Source organism: Haloprofundus halophilus (assembly GCF_003439925.1).
Taxonomy (GTDB): domain Archaea; phylum Halobacteriota; class Halobacteria; order Halobacteriales; family Haloferacaceae; genus Haloprofundus; species Haloprofundus halophilus.
In genome coordinates this window covers 1,042,514-1,062,696 of sequence record NZ_QQRR01000002.1, presented here as the reverse complement: position 1 = coordinate 1,062,696, position 20,183 = coordinate 1,042,514, and the positions used below count along the sequence as shown (strand labels likewise).

The 20,183-nt window shown below is 67.7% G+C and carries 20 protein-coding genes; 11 read left to right on the top strand and 9 right to left on the bottom strand.

What is annotated here, in order from left to right; all coding sequences use genetic code 11:
- Window positions 1-139 precede the first annotated feature (139 nt).
- Together DV709_RS15105 and DV709_RS15100 are read right to left on the bottom strand one after the other, a co-directional pair.
- A complete protein-coding gene (locus tag DV709_RS15105) occupies window positions 140-1,558 on the bottom strand; it encodes a cryptochrome/photolyase family protein (protein WP_117595218.1) in 1,419 nt (472 codons plus the stop codon).
- Between the two features lie 163 nt (window positions 1,559-1,721).
- Window positions 1,722-2,783: a zinc-dependent alcohol dehydrogenase family protein gene (locus tag DV709_RS15100; protein WP_117595217.1), complete on the bottom strand. Its 1,062-nt coding sequence runs from the start codon at window positions 2,781-2,783 to the stop codon at window positions 1,722-1,724.
- 249 nt (window positions 2,784-3,032) lie between these two features.
- On the opposite strand from DV709_RS15100, the gene DV709_RS15095 reads away from it, so the two are divergent.
- Together DV709_RS15095 and DV709_RS15090 are read left to right on the top strand one after the other, a co-directional pair.
- Window positions 3,033-4,013, top strand: coding sequence for a quinone oxidoreductase family protein (locus DV709_RS15095; protein WP_117595216.1), 981 nt, complete (start codon window positions 3,033-3,035; stop codon window positions 4,011-4,013).
- Window positions 4,014-4,126: 113 nt separating this feature from the next.
- On the top strand, window positions 4,127-4,984 hold the full coding sequence (locus DV709_RS15090) for a hypothetical protein (protein WP_117595215.1): 858 nt from the start codon (window positions 4,127-4,129) through the stop codon (window positions 4,982-4,984).
- Between the two features lie 227 nt (window positions 4,985-5,211).
- Here DV709_RS15090 and DV709_RS15085 read toward each other — a convergent pair whose 3' ends face one another.
- Complete coding sequence (locus DV709_RS15085; protein ID WP_117595214.1) at window positions 5,212-5,736, bottom strand: DUF7344 domain-containing protein; 525 nt, start codon at window positions 5,734-5,736, stop codon at window positions 5,212-5,214.
- 404 nt (window positions 5,737-6,140) lie between these two features.
- Between DV709_RS15085 and DV709_RS18105 the strand changes: the two genes are divergently transcribed.
- Genes DV709_RS18105 through DV709_RS15070 form a run of 3 tightly spaced genes read left to right on the top strand, consistent with a single transcriptional unit; the run spans window position 6,141 to window position 8,925 of the window.
- Window positions 6,141-7,265: a hypothetical protein gene (locus DV709_RS18105; RefSeq protein WP_198665730.1), complete on the top strand. Its 1,125-nt coding sequence runs from the start codon at window positions 6,141-6,143 to the stop codon at window positions 7,263-7,265.
- Window positions 7,262-8,539 carry a signal peptidase I gene (locus tag DV709_RS18100; protein WP_198665729.1) on the top strand — a complete coding sequence of 426 codons (1,278 nt, stop codon included), beginning with the start codon at window positions 7,262-7,264 and terminating at the stop codon, window positions 8,537-8,539. Before DV709_RS18105 ends, DV709_RS18100 begins: the two co-directional genes overlap by 4 nt.
- On the top strand, window positions 8,536-8,925 hold the full coding sequence (locus tag DV709_RS15070; RefSeq protein ID WP_117595213.1) for a hypothetical protein: 390 nt from the start codon (window positions 8,536-8,538) through the stop codon (window positions 8,923-8,925). Before DV709_RS18100 ends, DV709_RS15070 begins: the two co-directional genes overlap by 4 nt.
- Window positions 8,926-9,042: 117 nt before the next feature.
- On the opposite strand, the gene DV709_RS15065 is transcribed toward DV709_RS15070, so the two are convergent.
- Window positions 9,043-9,756 carry a 6-hydroxymethylpterin diphosphokinase MptE-like protein gene (locus DV709_RS15065; RefSeq protein WP_117595212.1) on the bottom strand — a complete coding sequence of 238 codons (714 nt, stop codon included), beginning with the start codon at window positions 9,754-9,756 and terminating at the stop codon, window positions 9,043-9,045.
- 210 nt (window positions 9,757-9,966) lie between these two features.
- Window positions 9,967-11,136 carry a dihydropteroate synthase gene (folP, locus tag DV709_RS15060; protein ID WP_117595211.1) on the bottom strand — a complete coding sequence of 390 codons (1,170 nt, stop codon included), beginning with the start codon at window positions 11,134-11,136 and terminating at the stop codon, window positions 9,967-9,969.
- A 93-nt stretch (window positions 11,137-11,229) separates the two neighbouring features.
- Here folP and DV709_RS15055 point away from each other — a divergent pair, with 93 nt between their 5' ends.
- The 3 genes from DV709_RS15055 (at window position 11,230) to DV709_RS15045 (ending at window position 13,689) form a co-directional block, all read left to right on the top strand.
- Window positions 11,230-12,249, top strand: a complete 1,020-nt coding sequence (locus DV709_RS15055) for a M48 family metalloprotease (RefSeq protein ID WP_157972755.1) — start codon at window positions 11,230-11,232, stop codon at window positions 12,247-12,249.
- A 70-nt stretch (window positions 12,250-12,319) separates the two neighbouring features.
- Window positions 12,320-12,922 carry a hypothetical protein gene (locus DV709_RS15050; RefSeq protein WP_117595209.1) on the top strand — a complete coding sequence of 201 codons (603 nt, stop codon included), beginning with the start codon at window positions 12,320-12,322 and terminating at the stop codon, window positions 12,920-12,922.
- The gene (locus DV709_RS15045; RefSeq protein WP_117595208.1) at window positions 12,919-13,689 is read left to right on the top strand and encodes an RNA methyltransferase; all 771 of its coding nucleotides are present in this window, start codon (window positions 12,919-12,921) and stop codon (window positions 13,687-13,689) included. Before DV709_RS15050 ends, DV709_RS15045 begins: the two co-directional genes overlap by 4 nt.
- A 6-nt stretch (window positions 13,690-13,695) precedes the next feature.
- On the opposite strand, the gene DV709_RS15040 is transcribed toward DV709_RS15045, so the two are convergent.
- Complete coding sequence (locus tag DV709_RS15040) at window positions 13,696-14,136, bottom strand: MaoC family dehydratase (RefSeq protein ID WP_117595207.1); 441 nt, start codon at window positions 14,134-14,136, stop codon at window positions 13,696-13,698.
- A 209-nt stretch (window positions 14,137-14,345) separates the two neighbouring features.
- On the opposite strand from DV709_RS15040, the gene DV709_RS15035 reads away from it, so the two are divergent.
- Window positions 14,346-15,638 carry an MFS transporter gene (locus tag DV709_RS15035; protein ID WP_332871839.1) on the top strand — a complete coding sequence of 431 codons (1,293 nt, stop codon included), beginning with the start codon at window positions 14,346-14,348 and terminating at the stop codon, window positions 15,636-15,638.
- A 21-nt stretch (window positions 15,639-15,659) separates the two neighbouring features.
- On the opposite strand, the gene DV709_RS15030 is transcribed toward DV709_RS15035, so the two are convergent.
- Window positions 15,660-16,616, bottom strand: a complete 957-nt coding sequence (locus tag DV709_RS15030; RefSeq protein ID WP_117595206.1) for a DMT family transporter — start codon at window positions 16,614-16,616, stop codon at window positions 15,660-15,662.
- A 192-nt stretch (window positions 16,617-16,808) separates the two neighbouring features.
- On the opposite strand from DV709_RS15030, the gene DV709_RS15025 reads away from it, so the two are divergent.
- Window positions 16,809-17,294, top strand: a complete 486-nt coding sequence (locus DV709_RS15025) for an Lrp/AsnC family transcriptional regulator (RefSeq protein ID WP_117595205.1) — start codon at window positions 16,809-16,811, stop codon at window positions 17,292-17,294.
- A gap of 138 nt (window positions 17,295-17,432) precedes the next feature.
- Window positions 17,433-17,738: a HalOD1 output domain-containing protein gene (locus DV709_RS15020; RefSeq protein ID WP_117595204.1), complete on the top strand. Its 306-nt coding sequence runs from the start codon at window positions 17,433-17,435 to the stop codon at window positions 17,736-17,738.
- Between the two features lie 72 nt (window positions 17,739-17,810).
- Here the strand turns inward: DV709_RS15020 and gatE are convergent, their stop codons facing one another.
- On the bottom strand, window positions 17,811-19,730 hold the full coding sequence (gene gatE, locus DV709_RS15015) for a Glu-tRNA(Gln) amidotransferase subunit GatE (RefSeq protein WP_117595203.1): 1,920 nt from the start codon (window positions 19,728-19,730) through the stop codon (window positions 17,811-17,813).
- 201 nt (window positions 19,731-19,931) lie between these two features.
- Complete coding sequence (locus DV709_RS15010; protein WP_198665728.1) at window positions 19,932-20,102, bottom strand: HVO_2901 family zinc finger protein; 171 nt, start codon at window positions 20,100-20,102, stop codon at window positions 19,932-19,934.
- Window positions 20,103-20,183 lie beyond the last annotated feature (81 nt).

The window sequence follows — 20,183 nt, the reverse complement described above, 5'->3', positions numbered from 1 at the left end:
ACTATAATTAAGAGCTGTCTAACTGTAATCTGACTTCGACAGAGGTAGAACAAACGCGCTCAGTCCGCTCCAGAACCGGCTCTGGCTGTACCAGATGGGAGCCGTACGGCGCTCTTTCTCGACTCCGACCCGGTCGATGCTACTCGTCGGTCTCGCCGCGAGCGCGCTCGAACATCGCGACGGCTTCCTCGCGCCGTTCGTCGTGGTCGACGATGGGCGCCGGATAGTCGGGAGCGGCGTCCTCCCGGTCGTCCGCGGACAGTTCGTGCCACGAGTGAACCGCGGCGGCGTCAGCGTCCGCCAGTTCGGGGACGTACCGCTTGATGTACTCGGCGTCGGGGTCGTAGCGCTCACCCTGCGTCATCGGGTTGAACACCCGAAAGTACGGCTGGGCGTCGGTGCCCGTCGAGGCCGCCCACTGCCACCCGCCGTTGTCGTTGCCCGTGTCGTGGTCGGCGAGCAGTTCGCGGAAGTGGTCGTACCCCTCGCGCCAGTCGACGAGGAGGTCCTTCGTCAGGAACGAGGCGACGACCATCCGCAGGCGGTTGTGCATGTACGCCTCCTCCCGCAGTTGGCGCATCCCCGCGTCGACGATGGGGTAGCCCGTCTCGCCGTCCTTCCACGCCTGCAACCCCTCCTCGTCGTTTCGCCACTCGATTTCGTTCGTGTACTCCTTGTAGTTCTCCGAGACGACGCGCTGGTTGAAGTAGAGGACTTGGGCGTAGAACTCGCGCCACGCCAACTGCGACTGGAACTCCTCGACCGACTCGGTTTCGTCGCCCTCGGCCGCCGATTTCGCCGCCTCGGTCGCTTCGTACACCTCCCGAATCCCGATGGTCCCCCACTTGAGGTCCGCCGACAGGCGAGAGGTCGCCTCCCGCGTCGGATAGTCGCGGTCCTCGGCGTACCGGAAGATAGCGTCGTCGCAGAACGCCGCGAGTCGCTCGCGCGCGGCGTCGGTGCCGGCGGTCTGGACCTCGGCGGCGGGTTCTTCGAAGCCCAACTCGTCGATGGTCGGCAGTTCGTCGTCTTCGGCTATCGACGCCAGTTCGGACGCCTCGGGTTCGCGGTACGGCTCCGCCTTCTCGCGGTCGCGCCACTTCTTCCAGAAGTAGGTGAACACCGAGTAGGGGTCTCCCGCGTTCGTCCGAATCTCGCCGGGTTCGTGGTGCACCTGGTCGCAGAACGACTCGTGTTCGACTCCCGCCTCGGAGAGCGCGGCCCGAACCGCCCCGTCGCGCTCCTCGGCGAGTCCGGAGTAGTCGTCGTTCCAGACGACTCGCTCGGCTCCGAACTCCTCGGCGAGGTCCACGAGCAGCGTCGAGGGGTCGCCGCGGACGGCGACGAGGTCGCTGCCGCGGTCGCGGTATCGTTCCCGAAGCTCCGCGAGCGAGTCGAGCATGTACCGGACCCTCGGCGCGGCGGCGTGTTCGAGAATCAGGTCGTCGAAGGCGAACACGGGGACGACCTCGCCGCGACGCTCGGCTTCGTCGGCCGCCGCCGCGAGCGCGCGGTTGTCCGACACCCGCAGGTCGCGTCGGTGCCAGTGCAGTTGCATGCGGTCGAAAAGGACGCAGTTTCCGTTAACCTACCGACGGAATCGGAGGGGTCGCTCGGCCTCGCGTTGACCGGCTGCTCGGCCTCGCATCGACCGACTGCTCGGCCTCGCATCGACCGACTGCTCGGCCTCGCATCGACCCGAGAGGGTCGCGTCGGCCCCTTCAGAACTCGTCGATGACGGGGATTCCGACCGTCTCGTAGTCGGTCATCGCGTCGAGCTTCTCCGGTACGTCGTCGAGGCCGACCGTCTCGGAGACGACGGCGCTCGGGTCGAGCTTCCCGCTGGCGACGAGGCGGAAAATCTCGTCGTAGCGCGTCGGCGGCATGCCGAGCGAGCCGATGAACTCGATCTCCTGCATCACCATCGCGTCGGTCGGCAGCGACACCATCCCCTGTTCGTCCTGCGTCGTCAGCCCGATCTGGACGTGTTGCCCGCGGTTGCCGAGGCTCAGAACCGAGTTCTGACACGTCGTCTCGATGCCGAGCGCGTCGACCGACACCTGCGTCCCCCCGCCGGCGAGCGCCTTCACCGCGTCCGGAACGTCGTCGGTGTCGGAGGCGTCGACGGTCTCCACCGCCCCGAGCGACTTCGCTTTCTCCAGTTTCTCCTCCTGGAGGTCGACGGCGACGACGTTCGCACCGAGCGCGTCGGCGATGTGGACCGCCGAGAGACCCACGCCGCCGCAACCGTGGACGGCGACCCAGTCGCCGGCACCGACGTCGGCGCGGTGTGCGAGCGCGTGGAACGACGTCATGAACCGGCAGCCGAGGCCGGCCATGTCGGTCGACGAGACGCCGTCGGGGAGGTGCACCGCGTTGTGGTCGGCGACGGGGACGTGGAGCTCCTCGGCGAACGCGCCCGGAGCCTGTTCGACGAAGCCGAGCGGCATCACGTTCTCGCAGGTGTTCGAGTGCCCCCGGCGACACTCCGGACAGCTCCCGTCGCCGAGGTTGAACGGGACGGCGACGTGGTCGCCCTCGGCGACGTTCTCGACGTTCTCACCGACTTCGACGACTCGTCCGGCGGGCTCGTGGCCGAGTACCTGCCCGGGCTGTGCCTCCAGCCCGAGCCACCCCCAGTCGCCCTGCCAGGCGTGCCAGTCGCTCCGACAGATACCGCACGCCTCCGTCTCGATGACGACGCCGTCGGGGTCGGCTGTCGGTCGGTCGATGTCGGCGATCTCCAGCGGTTCTCCGTGCGCTTCGAGTACTGCTGCTCGCATTACGTGTGACACTCGGAAACAATACGCATAAACGTCAGTACACTCTCGACTGAAAGTCTCACAAACTGACCAAATTCGCCCGCGACGGACGGGAGACATCGCCGTCTCATCCCGCGCGGGTGGACGCCGTCGTCTCGTCCCGCGCAGGTGGACGCCGCCGTTCGTCACCGGCCGTTCGGGTTCGACAACGGCGTACAACCGGCACCCCGTTCACCGAGGCTTATCGGCGGTCGCCCCGTAGTGGTCGTTATGCGCGCGATTCGTGTCACCGAGTTCGGAGGAACTGACGCGCTCGAACCCGTCGATGTCGAGGAGCCGAATCCCGGACCGGGCGAGGTCCGGATCGACGTGGAGGCCGCCGGCATCAACTTCGCCGACATCATGCAGCGGCGCGGCCACTACCGCGGCGGTCCGGAACCGCCGTACGTTCCGGGGATGGAAGCCGCCGGGACCGTCGACGCCGTCGGCGAGGGCGTCGACCGCGAGGTCGGCGACCGAGTCGTGGCCATGACCGGCGGCGGCGCGTACGCCGAGAAGGTCGTCACGCCCGCCGACGGCCTCTTCGACGTGCCGCCCGGGATGGAGTTCGCCGAGGCCGCCGGCTTCCCGGTGCAGTTTCTCACGGCGCACTGCTGTCTCCACGAGTGGGGCGGCCTCGACGGCGACGAGTCGGACGAGCGCGTCCTGATTCAGGCCGCCGCGGGCGGTGTCGGCACAGCGGCCGTCCAGTTGGCCGACGCCGCGGGCGCGGAGTCGTTCGGGACCGCGAGCAGTCGGGAGAAACTCGACCTCGCGGAGCGTCTCGGTCTCGACCACCCCATCGACTACACCGAAGACGCGTTCGAGGAGGTCGTCGAAGACGAGACCGACGGCGAGGGCGTCGACCTCGTCCTCGACGGCGTCGGCGGCGACGTGTTCGACGCCAGCCTCGACGCGCTGAACTACCGCGGCCGACTCGTCACCTACGGTGTCGCCAGCGGCGACCCCGCGCAGGCGGACACGACGCGTCTGCTGTTCGAGAACAAGTCGGTGGTCGGCTTCCACCTCGGTCGCGCGATGCAGCGCGACCCCCGGTCGGTGCTGAAGGCGGTGCCCGAACTGACCGAACTCCTCGCCGGAGGCGAACTCGAAGTCGTCGTGGGCGAGCGGTTTTCGCTCGCTGCGGCCGCCGACGCCCACGAGTACATCGAGAACCGGGAGTCGACCGGCAAGGTCGTGCTCGAACCGTAGGGCGACCGAATCTCGGCGACCGGATTCGCTCCGAGTGAAGACGACCCACACACCTATACTACCGGAGGCGAACGACCCAGTATCGTCCACGGGACGGACGGTGGGTCGATCCGATGATACCATCACTGCTCGAACGTGTCCGAAACCCCGAGTATGTCGGCGAGAACCGCTGTCTCCCTTGTACGGCGGTCAACCTTGCCATCGCGGGCGCCGTCACGCTGCCGGTGGTCGTTCTCTCGCCACCGGTCGGAGTCGCGGCTTTCGCCGCCTCGCTCGCGCTCATTTATCTCCGGGGGTATCTCGTCCCGGGAACGCCGTCGCTCACGAAGCGGTACTTCCCCGACTGGCTCCTGCGGCGGTTCGACAAGGCCGAACGCACGGGGTCGGTTCGACACGTCTTGGAACCCTCCGACCGGGAGTCCGGCGAACTCGACGCGGCGGCGTTCGACACCGAGACGTTCCTCGTCGAAGTCGGCGCACTCCGGGCCGACGACGCCGGTGCCGACGTCGTCCTCGACGCGTCGTTCGAGCGGGCGTGGTTCCACCGAATCGATGCCGTCCGCGGCGGCGACGGCGGCGTCGGTCAACTCGCTCGAACCGTCGGCGTCGACGCCGAACGGGTGTCGCTGAGCGACCACGGCAGCGCCGTCGCCGCGTGGCTCGACGACGACTGGTTGGGCCAGTGGGAGTCCCGAGAAGCGTTCGCCGCCGACATGGCCGCGAGCGCGGAACTCGACGACAGAACGGACGTCTGGTCGCGGCTCCCCGTCGACGTTCGCGGTCAGGTGCTCGGCGGTCTCCGCGCGTGTATGGCGCACTGCCCGGCCTGCGGCGGCACCGTCGACCTCGGAACGCACGCCGTCGAATCGTGCTGTCGGAGTTACGACGTCATCGCGGCGTCCTGCGGACACTGCGAGGTGCGGTACTTCGAAGCCGAGTACGACGCCACCGACGGCGCGTTCGTCGACTGACCTCGAAGCGCGCCGCTGACGGCGAAGCGATCAGAGAGAAGAGATTGTCGATGCGCGTGAAACCTGGAGGGTTCCACCACCTTCACGTGTGCTGTATGGCTGCTCAGACCGTCAGCACCGACAATCGGTTTCCGATACAGAGTCGTCGCTGATAACTATTTTGATACGAGATTGGTCTCGAAACTTACTGACCGGCGCTCTTTCGCCGCGAGCGACGTCGTTCGGGGCTATCTCAACGCTCTGAACACCTGCCACCGTCTGGCCCACAGTTGGTACAGCGTCGAACAGGCGAAGAGGGCGAGAAACGCGCTCGCCCACAGAACCGGAGCGGCGAGCGAGAGTCCGGGGACGCCGATACTCGCCGCGACGACGGTTAGAAGCGAGAGGACGCCCAGTCCTCGATAGTACTCGCCCCACGTGATGCCGTGTTTCGTCACGACCTCCATGTACAGGTCGACGTCGCGAGCGCCTTCGAGCAGTCGAATCTCCTTCCGCTCGCGGTCGTAGTCGACGACCCCGAGGTCGTGAAGCTTCGGGAGGTGCGTCTGGTGGAGCGAGATGTACACCGACTCGCGGACGTTCCGCGGCGGCGGCGACTCGCCTGTTTCGGCGGTGGCGACCACCTCCGAGAGTTCGCGGACGGTCGTTCGCCCCGGTCCTGACCCGAGGTGTTCTAAGGCGACCCGACGACGCTGGTTCGATAAGACGGTGTGAATCTCGTACTCCGGGACGGTTCGTTGTCGTAGTTGCATTACTCGTACTCCCCCGTCCGTCCCGGCCGGCGGGCGCGGACGTACGACGACTGGACGGACTACGGCATATGTATGGGGCTAATACGGGGTCGACCGGCGGTGCGTACCGGTCCGTCTCCGGTCGCCTGTGGATTCGGTTCGGTGTGCCTACCGTCCTCACGGTTCGTCTCCGACGGGCCAAACTATCGGTTAAAGCCGCCGAACCGACCGTTAGTCCGTATCCGGCGGCTCGTACCTATACCGGTTCGCCGCGACGCGATATCCGTGCTCCGTGCCACCGCTCGGAGACCGACCCCACAGCGGTAACGCGACGGTTCGACTCCGTCGGTGGGACTCCCCCGGGGGAACACTATGACGAAGGACGCACGACGACTCGGGAGCGCTTCCCGGACAGGAGCGACGAGATGACCGACGAGCCGGAGGTGAGTCGCCGCCGCCTGCTCGCGGCGCTGACGGCGGTCGGCGCAGCGGGCGGACTCGTCGGGGCGGGAACCGGCGCGGTGCTCGGCGACGGCGAATCCGCGCCGACGACGCTGCTTCGCGGCGGCGAACTCGCGCTGACGACAGGCACGGAGAGCGCCACTCGGCTCTCGTTCGAGAATCTCCGCGACGACGGCCGCGTCAGCGAGCGAACGGTCTGTCTGTCGGTCTCGTCGAACCCGGCGTGGCTCTGGCTTCGGGCGTGTCCGACCACCGACCCGCTGGCGTCGGCGCTCGACGCGACCCTGACGCTCGCAGACGACGAGCTCACGGGGACGCTCGCGGACGTCCTCGAAGCGATCGCCGACGGCGTCCTGGCGACTCGATCACCCGCCCGACCCGACGAAGAGGTCTGTCTCACCCTCGCCGTCTCGCTGCCCCCCGACCGAAACGGCGTCTCTCCCGGACAAGTTCGCGGTCGGACGCTCGACCTGACGCTCCAGCTCTACGCCGAACAAGCGCGTCACGTCGACTCGACGACGAGTCCGTGGTCCGAACGCTGCGGCGAGACGTCGACTCCGACGCCCGAACCGCCGACCGACCAGAAGGCCATCAGCTTCGTCGCGTTCTGCAGCGACTCCGGCGAGCTCCCGGACGACGCCGTCACCCTCTCGAACTTCGTCGAGAAAGAGCCCGGCGAGGTCGTCGCGCTCACGTGGGAGTCGACCGACCCCGTGAGATACGTCGTCCTCAAAGCCGGTCAGCGAATCGAGTACTTCGAGTACTCCCCGGCGACGACCGGTCCCGAGTACGTCGAAGTCGGCACCGGAACGCCGGATTCGTCGCTCACCGCCTCACGGCCCTGCCCCGCCGGCTCCAGCGGCGTCAAGTTCGAGTGGAGTGGCGACGAGTTCGTCGCCGAAGGCGGCAACAACGGGGGCGGTGGCAACGGAGGTGGTGGCGGTGGCAATGGTGGTGGCGGCAACAACGGTGGCGACGGAAACGGTGGTGGCGACGGAAACGGTGGTGGCAGCGGCAACGACGGAGAAGGCAATGGGAGCAGCAGCGGCGACGGGAACAGAGGACGGGGCGACGGAGGCGACGAATGAACCTCCTCGATGGCCGCTCCCGAAAAGTGCTCAACGTACTCGCGGCGCTCCTCCTCGTCGGCGCAGTCGCCCCGTTCGTCGTCTACGCGGTGCCGCAGGTCGTCGGCGCGGACCAGAGTTACGTCGTCCTCTCGGCCAGCATGTCGCCCGACATACAGCCCGGCGACGCCGTCGTCGTCGGGAGCGTCGCTCCCGAACGGATCGCGGAGGGCGACGTCATCACGTTCCATCGCTCCGAGACGAGCGACACGCCGGTCACCCACCGCGTCGTGGATGTCGAACGGAACGGGGCGGAGCGCCGGTTCGTCACGAAAGGCGACGCCAACGAGGACGTCGACCCGGCTCCGGTCGCTGCCGACGCCGTCATCGGCCGAGTCGTCCTGACGCTGCCGTACGTCGGCTACGTCTCCACGTTCGCCGACACCCCCGTCGGCTTCGTCGCGCTCGTGCTCGTCCCGTTCGGGTTCCTCGCGACAACCGAACTCCGGGGCTTTCTCCACGCTCGCCGCGGCGACCACGCGGAGACTCGCGCGCCCGAGGACAAAGTGACGAGCGAACGCACTGGCGTCGACGCTGCTTCCGCCGCGTCGTCCGACGACGACTCACCGACCGACGCAACCGAACCCACACCCATGAACGTATCCGATACAGAGACGACTCCGACCGACCGACTCGACCCGTCTGACCGACCCGACTCGTCCGACCGCCCTGAGCCGTCCGACTCCGGTATCACGCTGACGCGAGCGGACCTCACCCTCTCTCCGGTGCTGTTGGCCGTTCTCGGCGTGTACGCCGGCTACGTCGGCGTGACCGGCGAGGACCCGCTCTCGGTCACCGTCGCCGTCGGCGCACTCACCGCAGCGCTGCTGTTGCTCCTGGCCCGTCGGTTCGGTCTCGGTGACGCGTCCTCGTCGAGCGAGGGTGGCGGCAACCCGGGCGATTCGCCCGACACCGACGAACCGTTCCCCGCCGGGAGTTCGGAACACTTCCCGGGTACCGATTCCACCGCCGCTCTCGCCGAGGTCCGGCTCTCGTCCGGGGTCGCCGACCTGCCGCGAATCGAGGTCAGCGAGCGCCACGAGCTCTCCACTATCGCCACCACCGTCGGCCGACCGCTCGTCGCCGACGAGCACGACGGCACGCTCCTCGTCGTCGACGGCGACGTGTTGTACGCTCACGCGGCGGCCGACGAAGAGCCCGATTCGAGCCTCCATGCGGTCTACGCCGGCGTAGACGCTCCGACCGACGACGCTGCTGCGGAGGCGACGCGGTGAACCGCCCCGGTGGTCGCGTCGTCGTGCTCGCCGTGCTGTGTTGCGTGTTCCTCTCGGCGTTCGGTGGCGGAGTCACCTACGCGCTCTACACCGACCGTGCCGACGTCGACGTCGCCATCAGCGTCGCCGAGGACGCCGGAACCGACACGCCCGGGCAACAGAGCGGAGCGAGCCTCCCGCCGTCGACTCCGGACACGACCACTCCCGACGAGACGAATGCGACGGCTCCGTCCGACGAAACAGACGCGGCGACGCCCGACGAGACGAACGCGACGGCTCCTAACGGAACCTCCGGAGACGGGGATACCGAGTCGTTCACCGTCGCGGACGCCGACTCGGTCCAGTCGACACCGCTCGCCCGAGGACCGATCAGCGATTCGCCGTGACACTCACCCGAGGACCGGTCGGTAGACGCCGGACGAACCCGCCCAAACGGTCACCTCGCGGTTCGTACTCCGTGCCGACGCTCCGAAGCGCGACGCCTGCTCGTACTCCGGTATCTGTTACTGCTGGCTCTCGTCGTCGACTTCGCTCTCTGAGGTGAGCAGGTCGAGCGACGGCCGGCGGCCGTCGAGAACCGAAAACCGCTCGCCGCGGCGTCGCTCCAACCAGCCGAGCAGCCGCTCGGCCCACGCGAGCTTCCTCGCTTTCGCCTCGTCGACCGTCGGGTCGTCGAACTGCCAGCCGACGAACGTCAACTCCTCGGCCCCGAACTCGTCGGCCAGAAACGCCGCCCGGTCGCCGTCGGTGAACCCGCCGTAGTCGACGACCGGTCCGACGGGGGCCGCCTGCGTCGTCGCCAGCACGTGCTCCGAGTCGAATCGGGGCACCCACTCGCGTATCGCCGGCCGGTTGTCGCCGTGGGCGTGCGCGGCCACAGCGACGCCCTCTCGGGTCAACTCGCGGGCCGTCTCGGGGTTCTTGTCGAGGTCGGTCACCATCAGGTCGACGGCGACACCGCGGTCGCGAAGAACGTCGGCGGCCGTCGAGGCGGCGAAGACGTAGTCGGCGTCGGCCGCGCGGTCGACCTCGTCGGGAAGCGACGGCGCGGCACCGACGACGGCGACGGTCTCGCCGTCGACGACGCGGAGGCGCGACTCGTCGAACGGTTCGGCGAGCCTCGCCAGGTCGTCTCGGGCGCGTTCGTCGGCGCTGCGGTCGAAGCCGAAGTCGGCGAGAATCCGCTCGTAGACGGGCTCCCACGTCTCGAAGTTCACGGCTCGCTCCGTCGCGCTCGGGGGCGCCGCTCGTCGGCCGTGGCTGTCGGCGGCGTCACGACTGCGCGGTTTCGGCGGGAGCGGTCGCGGCGCAGGTGGTCGCGGCGTAGGCGCTCACGGCGCGAGCGCTCGGCAATAATAATACGGTATGGGCCGGAGTGGCACCAAGTACCCCTACCCGCGTGCCGTTCCGGCGTCCACTTCTCCGGTTCAGGCGCGTTCGGCATAAGTTTTCTCGTACGTGAATGTCTCCGCTATCTCGGCCAACACCGCGTCGAGCGCCTCCGAGACGCCCGATGCGGCGACCGACGTCCGGACGAGAGCCCCCGGCGTCCCCACGAGCAGCGTCCGACCGCTTTCGCCGCCGACGAGCATCGCCCCCGACTCCTTCGTCGCCGCGACGAGCGCGCCCCGCTGCTCCGGCGACAACGACGCAAACTCGAACACGTTCGAGACGGCATCGGGTGCGGCCCGGGGGTCGCCGCCGACGCGCTCGATGTGGCGGGCGGCCTCCCGCGGCGTCGTCACGTCGAGTTCTTCGACCTCGACTGCGCCCGCCTCGCGGACGCGTTCGCGTTTGAACGCCGCGCCGACGAGCGCCGCGTCGCGCGTCTCCGCGACGTCGTGGGTTCGGACCACGTGTGCGCCGCGTTCGACGGCCATCGACGTGGCCGCGAGGCTGACCGGCAGCGCCTCCTCGGTGGACCGGCCGGCGAGTTCGCGCAGGAAGTTCTTGCGGTTGATGGAGACTAAGATGGGTTGACCGAGGCCGCGGAACTCGCGGAGGCGGCGGAACGTCTCGCGGTCGTCCTCTAGTGTTTTCGCCTCGGACCACCCGCCGAACGCCGGATCGACGATGGTCTTGTCCGTCAGGCCGTTCTGCTTCAGCGCCTCGTAGATGTCGTCGACCTCCTCGACCGCGCCGGGGCGTTCGAGGTCCGGCGGACTCGCCATCTTCGCGACGGCGACGTCGTGGGCCTCGCACACCTCGGGCATCTTCGGGTCCGCGAAGCCGCAGATGTCGTTCACCATGTCGAACCCGCGCGAGAGCGCCTCGTCGGCGACTTCGTGGTACCGCGTCTCGATGGAGAACACCGCGTCGCCGGAGACGTGGTCGAGCACCTCGACGGCGGTGTCGAGGCGGTCGAGTTCCTGTTCGGCGGAGAGCACCTCGAAGCGCTTGTTCGCGGATTCGAGGCCGATGTCGACGATGTCCGCGCCCTCGTCGATGAGCGCGGTGTCGACGTAGTCGGCGGCTTCGGCGGCGTCGTCGAAGACGCTCGGCTCGTACGGCGACTCCTCGGAGACGTTGAGCACGCCCATGATTCGGGGCGGATAGTCGTCGCCGATGCCGAGACCGGCGGCGTCCACGTTTCGCATATCCTCTCGGAAGGACGCCTCCGTGATAGGCAGTCCGGTGTCGGTAGTCGTGGTCGACGACGGAGTTATGATACCGGAATGACCAGTAGACGCATGGACCGGTCCCTCCTCGTTCGCATGGCGCTCGCCACCGTCCTCCTCGGCGTCGTCTCCCTCACGTTCGCCGCCGCCCTCGTCGCCGGGTTCGCCGGACTCGCGGCGTTCTTCGGTTGGCCGATGGTCGTCGCGCCCGTCGGCGCTGCCGTCGTTCTCCTCGGGTTCGGCGCGCTCGAACTGACCCAAGGTGCGCGTGTCGTCCGCGAGGCCGACGCCTACGAAGTCGACGCCGAAACCGCGCCGCGCCTCCACCGCGTCGTCCGCAGCGTCGCCCAGCAGGCCGACCTCCCGATGCCCGCCATCGCCGTCTCCGACGACGACGCCCCCGAGGCGTTCGTCACGGGCTACACGGCCGGTGGCGCGACACTCGTCGTCTCGCTCGGGATGCTCCGCGCGCTCGACGACGCCGAACTCCGGGCCGTCGTCGCTCACGAACTCGCGCACGTGAAGAATCGCGACGTTGCGCTGATGACCGCGATTTCGGTGCCGACGGCCGTCGCCAGCCGGTTACACGAACTGTCGAGTGCGACCAGCGAGCGACTCACCAGCGGTAGCGGCGGTGCAGTCAGAGGTCGCGGCCTCGTCTTCGTCGTCGCGTTTCTCTCGGCCGTCGTCGCGCTCGTCGCCGGCCTGTTCTCCTTCGTGGGCCGGTCGCTCATCGCGTCGTTCTCCCGCGTGCGCGAACTCGCCGCCGACCGCGGGGCCGTCGCCATCACCGGCGACCCGGCGTCGCTTGCGAGCGCGCTCGCGTCCATCGAAACGGAACTCGGGAAACACCCGGTCGAAGACCTCCGCAGCGCCCAGAGCGTCGCCGCGTTCACCGTCGTCTCCCCCGAGCAGGTCGAACCGGACGACCCCATCATGCTCGGTGCGGAGGGCGACCAACCGGCGACACTGACGTACTACTCGGACCGATACGAGGCGTTCGTCTACCGGACGTTCCTGCGGACCCACCCGTCCGTGAGCGACCGGGTGTCGCGGCTTCAGCAGGCCGAGCGCGAGGTTCAGTCGCGGTAGCTCGTGCTCTCGCTCCCCCGAACCGCCGAAGTCACGTGCTTTTTATCCGGCGACCGGCTACCACCGCGTAATGGCGAAAGTCAGCGTCGGACTCCGCGGCTGGCGGTTCGAGGAGTCCGAAATCTTCACCGAGGAGGGAGAGTTCAAACCGCTCGACGAGATTCCGGAGGACCCCCGACAGCGACTCCTCCGCCTGAGTCTGCTCGTCGAGAAACCGTGCCAGGCCTGCTACTTGGTCCACGGCGAGGAGAACGTCGGGCGCTGCCGACAGGCGACGATCGTCTACGGCGAACCGCTGAACGAAGTCGTCCTCTGCGACGAGCACGAGGCGGACCTCCTCTACTGGTTCCGCGAGGCCGGCGGCCGCGAGTTCGTCGGCGACGAGCTGTTCCGCGACGAGTTCCAGGAGTGGTTCGCCGACGGCGGCCGCGCGCCCGACGGCTACGGCGGGATGGAACACGTCGACACCGACCCCGACGACCTGCCGAGTCCCCCCGACGCGAACGAACTCCACCAACGAATCAACGAGGAGTTCGAGGGCGAGCGAATCGACCTGCGCGAGTACGGTCCCGACGCGGACGAAGGCGACGACAACGACGAGGAAGGCGACGACGAACCCGAGGAGATGGACTTCGACGGCGTGGACCTCGGCCAGCAGTACCCGAAGAAATGAGCGGGCGGAAACCGGTCGTCGTCGTCGTCGACCCGAAGACGCCCGGCAACGTCGGCACCATCGCGCGGGCGATGAAGAACTTCGGGCTCTCGGAACTGAAGCTCGTCGACCCCCCGGAACTGCACCGCGACGGCGACGCCTACGGGTTCGCCGGCCACGCCCGCGAGGACATCCTGCCGAACGCCGAGACGGTCGAGTTCGACGATATCGTCGAGAACTACCACACCGTCGCCACGACGGCCATCACGAACGAGGACAGCCGTCGTCACGTCCGCTACCCGTTCAAGACGCCGGTCGAACTCCGCGAGAGCCTGAAAGAGGTCGAGACGCGCACCGCGCTCGTCTTCGGCCGCGAGGGGACCGGCCTCGACAACGGGGAACTGGAGCGGATGGACGAGATCTGTTCGATTCCCGCGAGTGAGGAGTACCCCGTGCTCAACCTCGGACAGGCCGCCACCGTGCTCATGTACGAACTTCGGGAACTGACCGTCGAGGAGACGCAGTTGCCCGACGTGGAGCTGTCGCGCGCGCCCGAGGAGGATATCGAACGATTCTACGACCTCTTCGGCGACCTGCTCGACGCGACGGGCTACGACGAGCACAAACGCGACAAGACGACGCGGCTGATGCGCCGCCTCGTCGGCCGAGCGCACCCGACCGACCGCGAGATTTCGACGCTTCTGGGCCTCTTTCGGCGGACGAACCGCCAACTCCGACACCGACGCCAGTTGCTCGAAAAGCACGACGAACCCGACCGCTGGCGATAGCTCGACCTACTCCGGTTTTCGACCGAACATCACCAGTCCGACCATCGAGAACACCTCCTCGCCGTCGCCGTTCAGCGTCGTCGTCCGCACGTGCGCGAGGCCGCGCTCGTCGCTCTCGACGGTCTTCTCCAGCACTTCGTTTCGCAGCGTCAGCACGTCGCCCGGCCGCACCGGGCGGTACCACCGGAGTTCGTCGACGCCCTTCGCGCCCATCGAGGCGGCGTTCGAGAGGAAGCCGTCGACGAGCATCCGCATCGTCATCGACGCCGTGTGCCATCCGGAGGCGATGAGGCCGCCGTACATCGTCTCCGCGGCGCGCTCGGGGTCGACGTGGAAGAACTGCGGGTCGTAGCGCTCGGCGAACTCGATTATCTCGTCTTCGGTCACTTCGTACTCGCCGAACTCGGTCGTCGCTCCGACCTCCAAATCCTCGAAGTAGATGGGCATGTCCGTCCAGACACGCGAGCGGTCCAAATAGTTTTGCGGCGTCCCGTCCCCGACGACGCGGCGTAACCGCCCGGACGGTCGCTTTCGGAGCCGCTGTGGTCGCCGGCGCTCGCTCAGATAGGTGCACTCGCCGACCGCCGCTTCCACAACCGTATTGGGCTGATGCCCCCAACCGTGTGTATGAGTGTGACAGCCTCGGTGAGGTCCGAGTGACCTCGAACCGGTTGGGAGTCGACCCGCAGGTGCTGGCGTTGGCGCTGGCGCGGATGACCGAGTCGGTCGGCAACTCGTTTCTCATCGTCGTGCTCCCGCTTTTCATCGGGAGCGAGTTCGTCACCGGCAACACGTTCGGGCTGACCGAAGTCGCCATCACCGGTATCGTCCTCTCGCTGTTCGGCCTCGTCAACAGCCCGCTGCAGCCCTTTACCGGGCGGCTCTCCGACCGCACCGGCAGGCGCAAAATATTCGTCCTCGTCGGTTTGCTGCTCATCGGCGTCGCCAGTTTCTCGTACTCGTTGGCGTCGTCGTACTGGCATCTCGTCGGCTTGCGCGTGCTCCAGGGAGTCGCCGGCGCGCTCATCATCCCGACCACCGTCGCGCTCGTCAACGACCTGGCCTCGGAGACGAACCGCGGCGGCAACATGGGGACGTACAACACGTTCAGACTCGTCGGCTTCGGCGTCGGCCCCATCGCGGCCGGTGCCGTCGTCTCGGCGGGTCCGTACGCGTTCGGCGTGGGCGGGACGCAGCTTCAGTTCAGCGGCTTCGACGCCGCGTTCTACTTCGCGACGCTGACCGCGAGCCTCAGTTTCTTCCTGATTCTCTGGTTGATCCGCGACCCCGAGAACGTCACCGCGGACGCGTCGCCCGGCGAGGACGGGGGCGCGCTGGACAGCTTCTCCGTGTTCGACCGTAGCGGCCGAGGCGTGCTCGACCCGGTGTTCACGCTCGGCGTCGTCTCCTTCTTCATGGCGGTCGGTATCGCGCTGTTCGCCACGCTGGGCGACATCATCAACACGCGGCTCGACCAGGGGCCGACGCTGTTCGGGCTCCAGTTCGCGGCGTTCGTGTTGGCCCAGATATTCCTCCAGGTGCCGATCGGCCGGGCGACCGACTTCTACGGTCGGCGGATATTCATCCTGGTCGGGATGGTGCTGTTGATTCCGACGACGCTCGTCCAGGGCGTGCTGTACGACCCGTGGCTGATGTTCGCCGCCCGCTTCGGGCAGGGCGTCGCCGGAGCGATGGTGTTCGCGCCGGCGCTCGCACTCGCGGGCGACCTCGCGCCCGACGGCAAGTCGGGGACGACGCTCTCGGTGTTGACGATGGCGTTCGGTTTCGGCGTCGCGTTCGGCCCGCTGTCGGCGGGCTTTCTCGTCTCGTTCGGGTTCGCCGTTCCGTTCGCTTTCGGGGCGGCGCTGGCGGCCGTCGGCGCGGTGTTGGTCTGGACGCAGGTCGAAGAGACCGTGACGACCCGACGGTCGCCGTTTTCGGCCGATTGAGCGGAGCCCCACCGGAGACGGCTAGTCCGCGTCCGGGTACACGTCGCTGGTTGCCGGCACGTCCCGCGTGGCGAACTCCCGAAGCGCGTCGCGTTTCAACACGGCGAAGCCGGCGAAGATAGCGACGAAACCGACGACCGCACTCGTCTCGACGACGTGCCCGACGAGCGCCGCGCTCGCCAGCGTCGCGACGACCGGTTCGGCGTAGCCGACGAGATTTATCTCGGTCGGGCCGGTCCGGTCGAGCAGTTCGAAGTAGAGCAGGAAACCGACGACGCCGGAGACGAACGTCAGGTAGAGAAACGAGGCGACGGCGACCGGGGTGACGTGAACCGCCGACAGCGATTCGCCGCGGAGCGCACCGCCGACGAAAAGCGACCCAGCGCCGAGTAGCATCGCCCACGCCTCCATCGAGACGAGCGGGAGGTCGGAGTCGAACGGCCGGGTCAGAACCGCGCCGAGCGCGAACGAGACGGCGCTGAGGAACACGAGCGCGACGCCGAGCGCCGACCCGAGTTCGAACGCCGTCGGGTCGGGGGCGACGAGCACGACGACGCCGACGAGACCGAGCCCGAGACCGGCGAGTTCGGCGGCGCCGAGGTCGTTCGAGGGGAGGAGCGCGCTCGCGCAGACGGCCGTGAGGATGGGCGTGAGGCTGATGACGACGGCGGCGACGGGACCGGAGATGCGGAGCTCACCGAGGTACAGCAGCCCGTGGTACGCGCCGATGAGGAACAGTCCGGCGATGCTCACGACGAGCCACTCGTCGCGTCCCGAGGGGAGCCACCGGTCGGCCTTCGCGTACGCGTACGCGAAGACGACCGCGCCCGCGACGGCGTACCGCGCGCCCGCGAAGTACAGCGGCGGGACGTAGTGGAGACCGACTTCGATGGCGACGAAGGAGGTGCCCCAGAACGCGGCGAGGAAGGCGAACAACACTGCGGTCGAATGTTGGCGATAGAGCCGGCGAAGAGACATGGATTCGTATCACGTTCGTAATTTACGCTCCTTATTAAATCTGGCTACAACAAAATCCCATCCGATAGAACGTGAGGGTTACTGCCGTCGCGGTCGCTGTAGATACCTGCCCCGTGGACCCCAATCGTTGGAGAATCGTCCAACTCGCCCCCGTCGGTGGCTACATAGGGTCGACGGTCGAATCGGTTCGCAATGGACGAACGCGACATCACGCTTCTGAAGGCCATCTCCGACCTCGGGACCGGTAGCCCCGAGCGCCTCCACGAAGCGACGGGTATCCCGGTGTCGACGATTCACTACCGGCTGAACAACCTGAAGGAGGACGGCATCATCGAGAACGACCTCTACGACGTCGACCTGGAGAAGTTCGGACTCGGCGTCACCGTCATCGTCGAGGTGCTGGCCGACTACAGCGGGTCGTACGAGGACGTCGGCGAGAAGCTGATGGCGGTCGAAGGAGTCACGCAGACGTACTTCACGATGGGCGAGACGGACTTCATCGTCATCGCTCGGCTGACCGGCAGCGAGATGGTCGAGCGACTCATCTCGGAGTTCGAGTCGATCGAGGAGGTCGACCGGACGAACTCGACGTACGTCATCTCGACGCTGCGCGACAGCCAACGGGTGTTACAGAGTTACAGCGTCGAAACGCTCGTCGAGGAACTCGGCGAGGAGTGACCGCTCCGTTTCCTCGTTTCGCCGTCTCGGCGTTCGGCCGACGTATCGGTTCGCCGAGACGACTCTCTCGAACGAGTGGAAGCAGCCAAATTTGGGGGGATACGCCGGGTTATTTGCCTCGGTTCCGTAACCCGTCTGATGTCGGCACAGAACTACGTGAGCGGTGCTTCGATTCCGAGCGACTACTGTACGCTGTTCAACCCGTGCGTCGACTCCGTCGTCGAAGAGCTCGTCCGGACGGTTTCGGCGCTACGCAACAGCTCTCCCACCGAAATCACCCCGCTGTACACGGCCGTCGACCCCGATGCGCTCGAAACGCTGTTCGGCGAGTCGGCCACGGGAGCGCGACCGAACGGACGAGTCGTCACGTTCGACTACGAGGGGTTCGAGGTGACGGTTCGGAGCCCCGGCTGTATAACCCTCTCCCCCGTCGAGACGGCGTAGCGGACGCGAGCCGACGGACCGGTGAATCGCGGTCGGAACCAAAACAACCGACAGAATCGGGGCGCTCGCGACTCAGGCGCGCTTTTGAATCTCTTCGCGGAGTACGCTGCTCACCACTTCGCCGTCGGCGCGGCCGCGGAGCGCGCCCATCGCTTCGCCCATCAGTCCCGAGAAGGCGGCCATCCCCTCCTCCTCGACCTGTTCTTCGTTGCGCTCGACGACGCCGACGACAGCGTCCCGTACTTCGTCCTCGCTCACGCCCGAGAGGCCCGCCTCCTCGACGGCCTCCTCGGCGGACAGTTGCGGGTTCTCCGCCAAGAGGGTCAGCACTTCGTTGACGCCCTCTTTGGCGAGGTCGCCGTCGGTGACGAGTTCGACGACCGCCAGGAGGTGGCCGTCGCCGAGGTTCTCGACGGCTACGTCGTCGCGTCGCAGTTCGGTCACGGTACTCTCGACCAACCCGGCGACGAACGTCGGGTCCGCACCGTCGTCGACGGCTCGCTCGAACAGCGGCATCCGGCGGCCGTACGCCACCTGTTCGGCGAGTCCCGCGTCGAGACCGAACTCCGACTGGTAGCGGTCGACCTTCTCGGTGAGCAGTTCGGGCGTCTCGACCTCCGAGGGGTCCGGTTCGACCGGCGGCACGTCCGTCTCGGGGTACATCCGCGCCGCGCCCGGCAGCGGCCGGAGGTAGCGCGTCGTGCCGTCGTCGTTCGCGCCTCGCGTCTCCTCGGGGACGCCCTCGATGGCGGCCGCCGCACGCGCCGCGGCGGCGTCGATGGCGAGGTCCGCGGTCTGAGCGTCGGCGGCGACGATGGCCACCGCGTCGTCGGGCTCGGCTCCCACGGCTTCGCGGAGCGCTTCGACCTCCTCCTCGGTGACGCCGTAGGCGGGCAGTTCGTCGGTGTGGAAGATGCCGCCCGCGCCGTGGCGCTTGGCGTGGTCCGACAGTTCGGTGCCGAGGCGGCGGTCCGGCTGGAGCTCGCGTCCGACCAGCCCGTCGAAGCCGGCGAGGCGGACGCCGGTGACCTTGCCGCCCGCCTCTCGCGGGCTCTGCCCGCTCGAGCTATCCGCGGAACTCCGTTCCGCGCTATCCAGCGCGCCGCGAATGACCCCGGAATCGCTGTCGGCGAACACGTCGGTCACGTCCTGCGGGTCGCCGACGTGGGCGTCTCGCTCCCGTAACTCGTCGCGGATGGCGAGCAGTTCGACCTGTCGGCCGACCTCGTTGCGGACGATGTCGTCGATGTCGTCGAGGCTCTGGACGCCCTTCATCTCCACGCGCGCGCCGTCGGCGATGGAGACGTTGACGTCCTGTCGAATCGTGCCGAGCCCGCGCTTGACTTTGCCCGTCGACCGGAGCAGCATCCCGATGGTCTCGGCGGCTTCCCGCGCCTGCTCGGGCGAGGCGATGTCCGGTTTGGTGCCGATTTCGACCAGCGGGATGCCGAGGCGGTCGAGGCCGTAGAGCACGCCGTCGTCGCGCTCTTCGATGCGCTGGGCGGACTCCTCTTCGAGCATCAGGTCCTCGATGCCCACCGCGCCCTCGCTCGTCTCGATTTCGCCGTCCTGGGCGACGAGCGACGAGCGCTGGAACCCCGAGGTGTTCGACCCGTCGACGACGATTTTGCGCATCACGTGAACCTGGTCGACGACCGACATCTCCATCAGTTCCGCGATCTGCATCACCACGTCGAGCGCTTCGCCGTCGAGTTCCGCCGGCGGCTCGTCGTCCTCCTCGACGAGACAGGTGGTGTCGTAGGCGAGATACTCGAACTCGCGGTCGACGCGGCTCTCCTCCAGCGCCGCCTCGTCCATCTCGCCGAGTTCGCTCCGCGTGGGGTGGAGATAGCGCGTGAACGTTCGCGTCGCCTCCTCGGGTTCGCGGCGCACCGTCGGCGAGTCGCAGAACAGCTTCGTCGCGGTGTCGAGCTGCTGGTGAATCTCCAGCCCCGCGACGAGGCCGAGCTCCTCGTAGTCGTACTCCGTCATTGTCTCTCCCTGTGCGCGGGGGGCGTAAAAATGGTTCAGTCTCCCGTCCGCGGAGCGTCGTCGGAGGCGCCCTCTCGGTGGCGAGGAGACGGGGAGAACGTGAGTGATGAGAGCGTCCGGCACGGGCGCGGTCGCCCGCCGCCGACGTTTCGAAGGGCCGCAGTGGGGCGTTTTCGTGGCGATGCGGTTTGCGAGGCGCGCTCAGGCGCGCCGAAGTCCCTCGCCGAGTCCTTCGGCGTCGCAGTCGTCCTCCGGGCATCGATAGTGCCAACCGTCTCGGGTGGCCTGACCCTCCGGGAACTCGGCTCCGCACTTTCGGCACAGCAACATGTCGCGGCCCTTCGACTCGCGTAGGACGTTCATCCCGACCATGACGGGAAAATCACGCGCACACCCCATCAAGATGTCGCTTTTCGCCGGTTTCGTGACCGGTCGACGCGTCGTGTCGCCGTC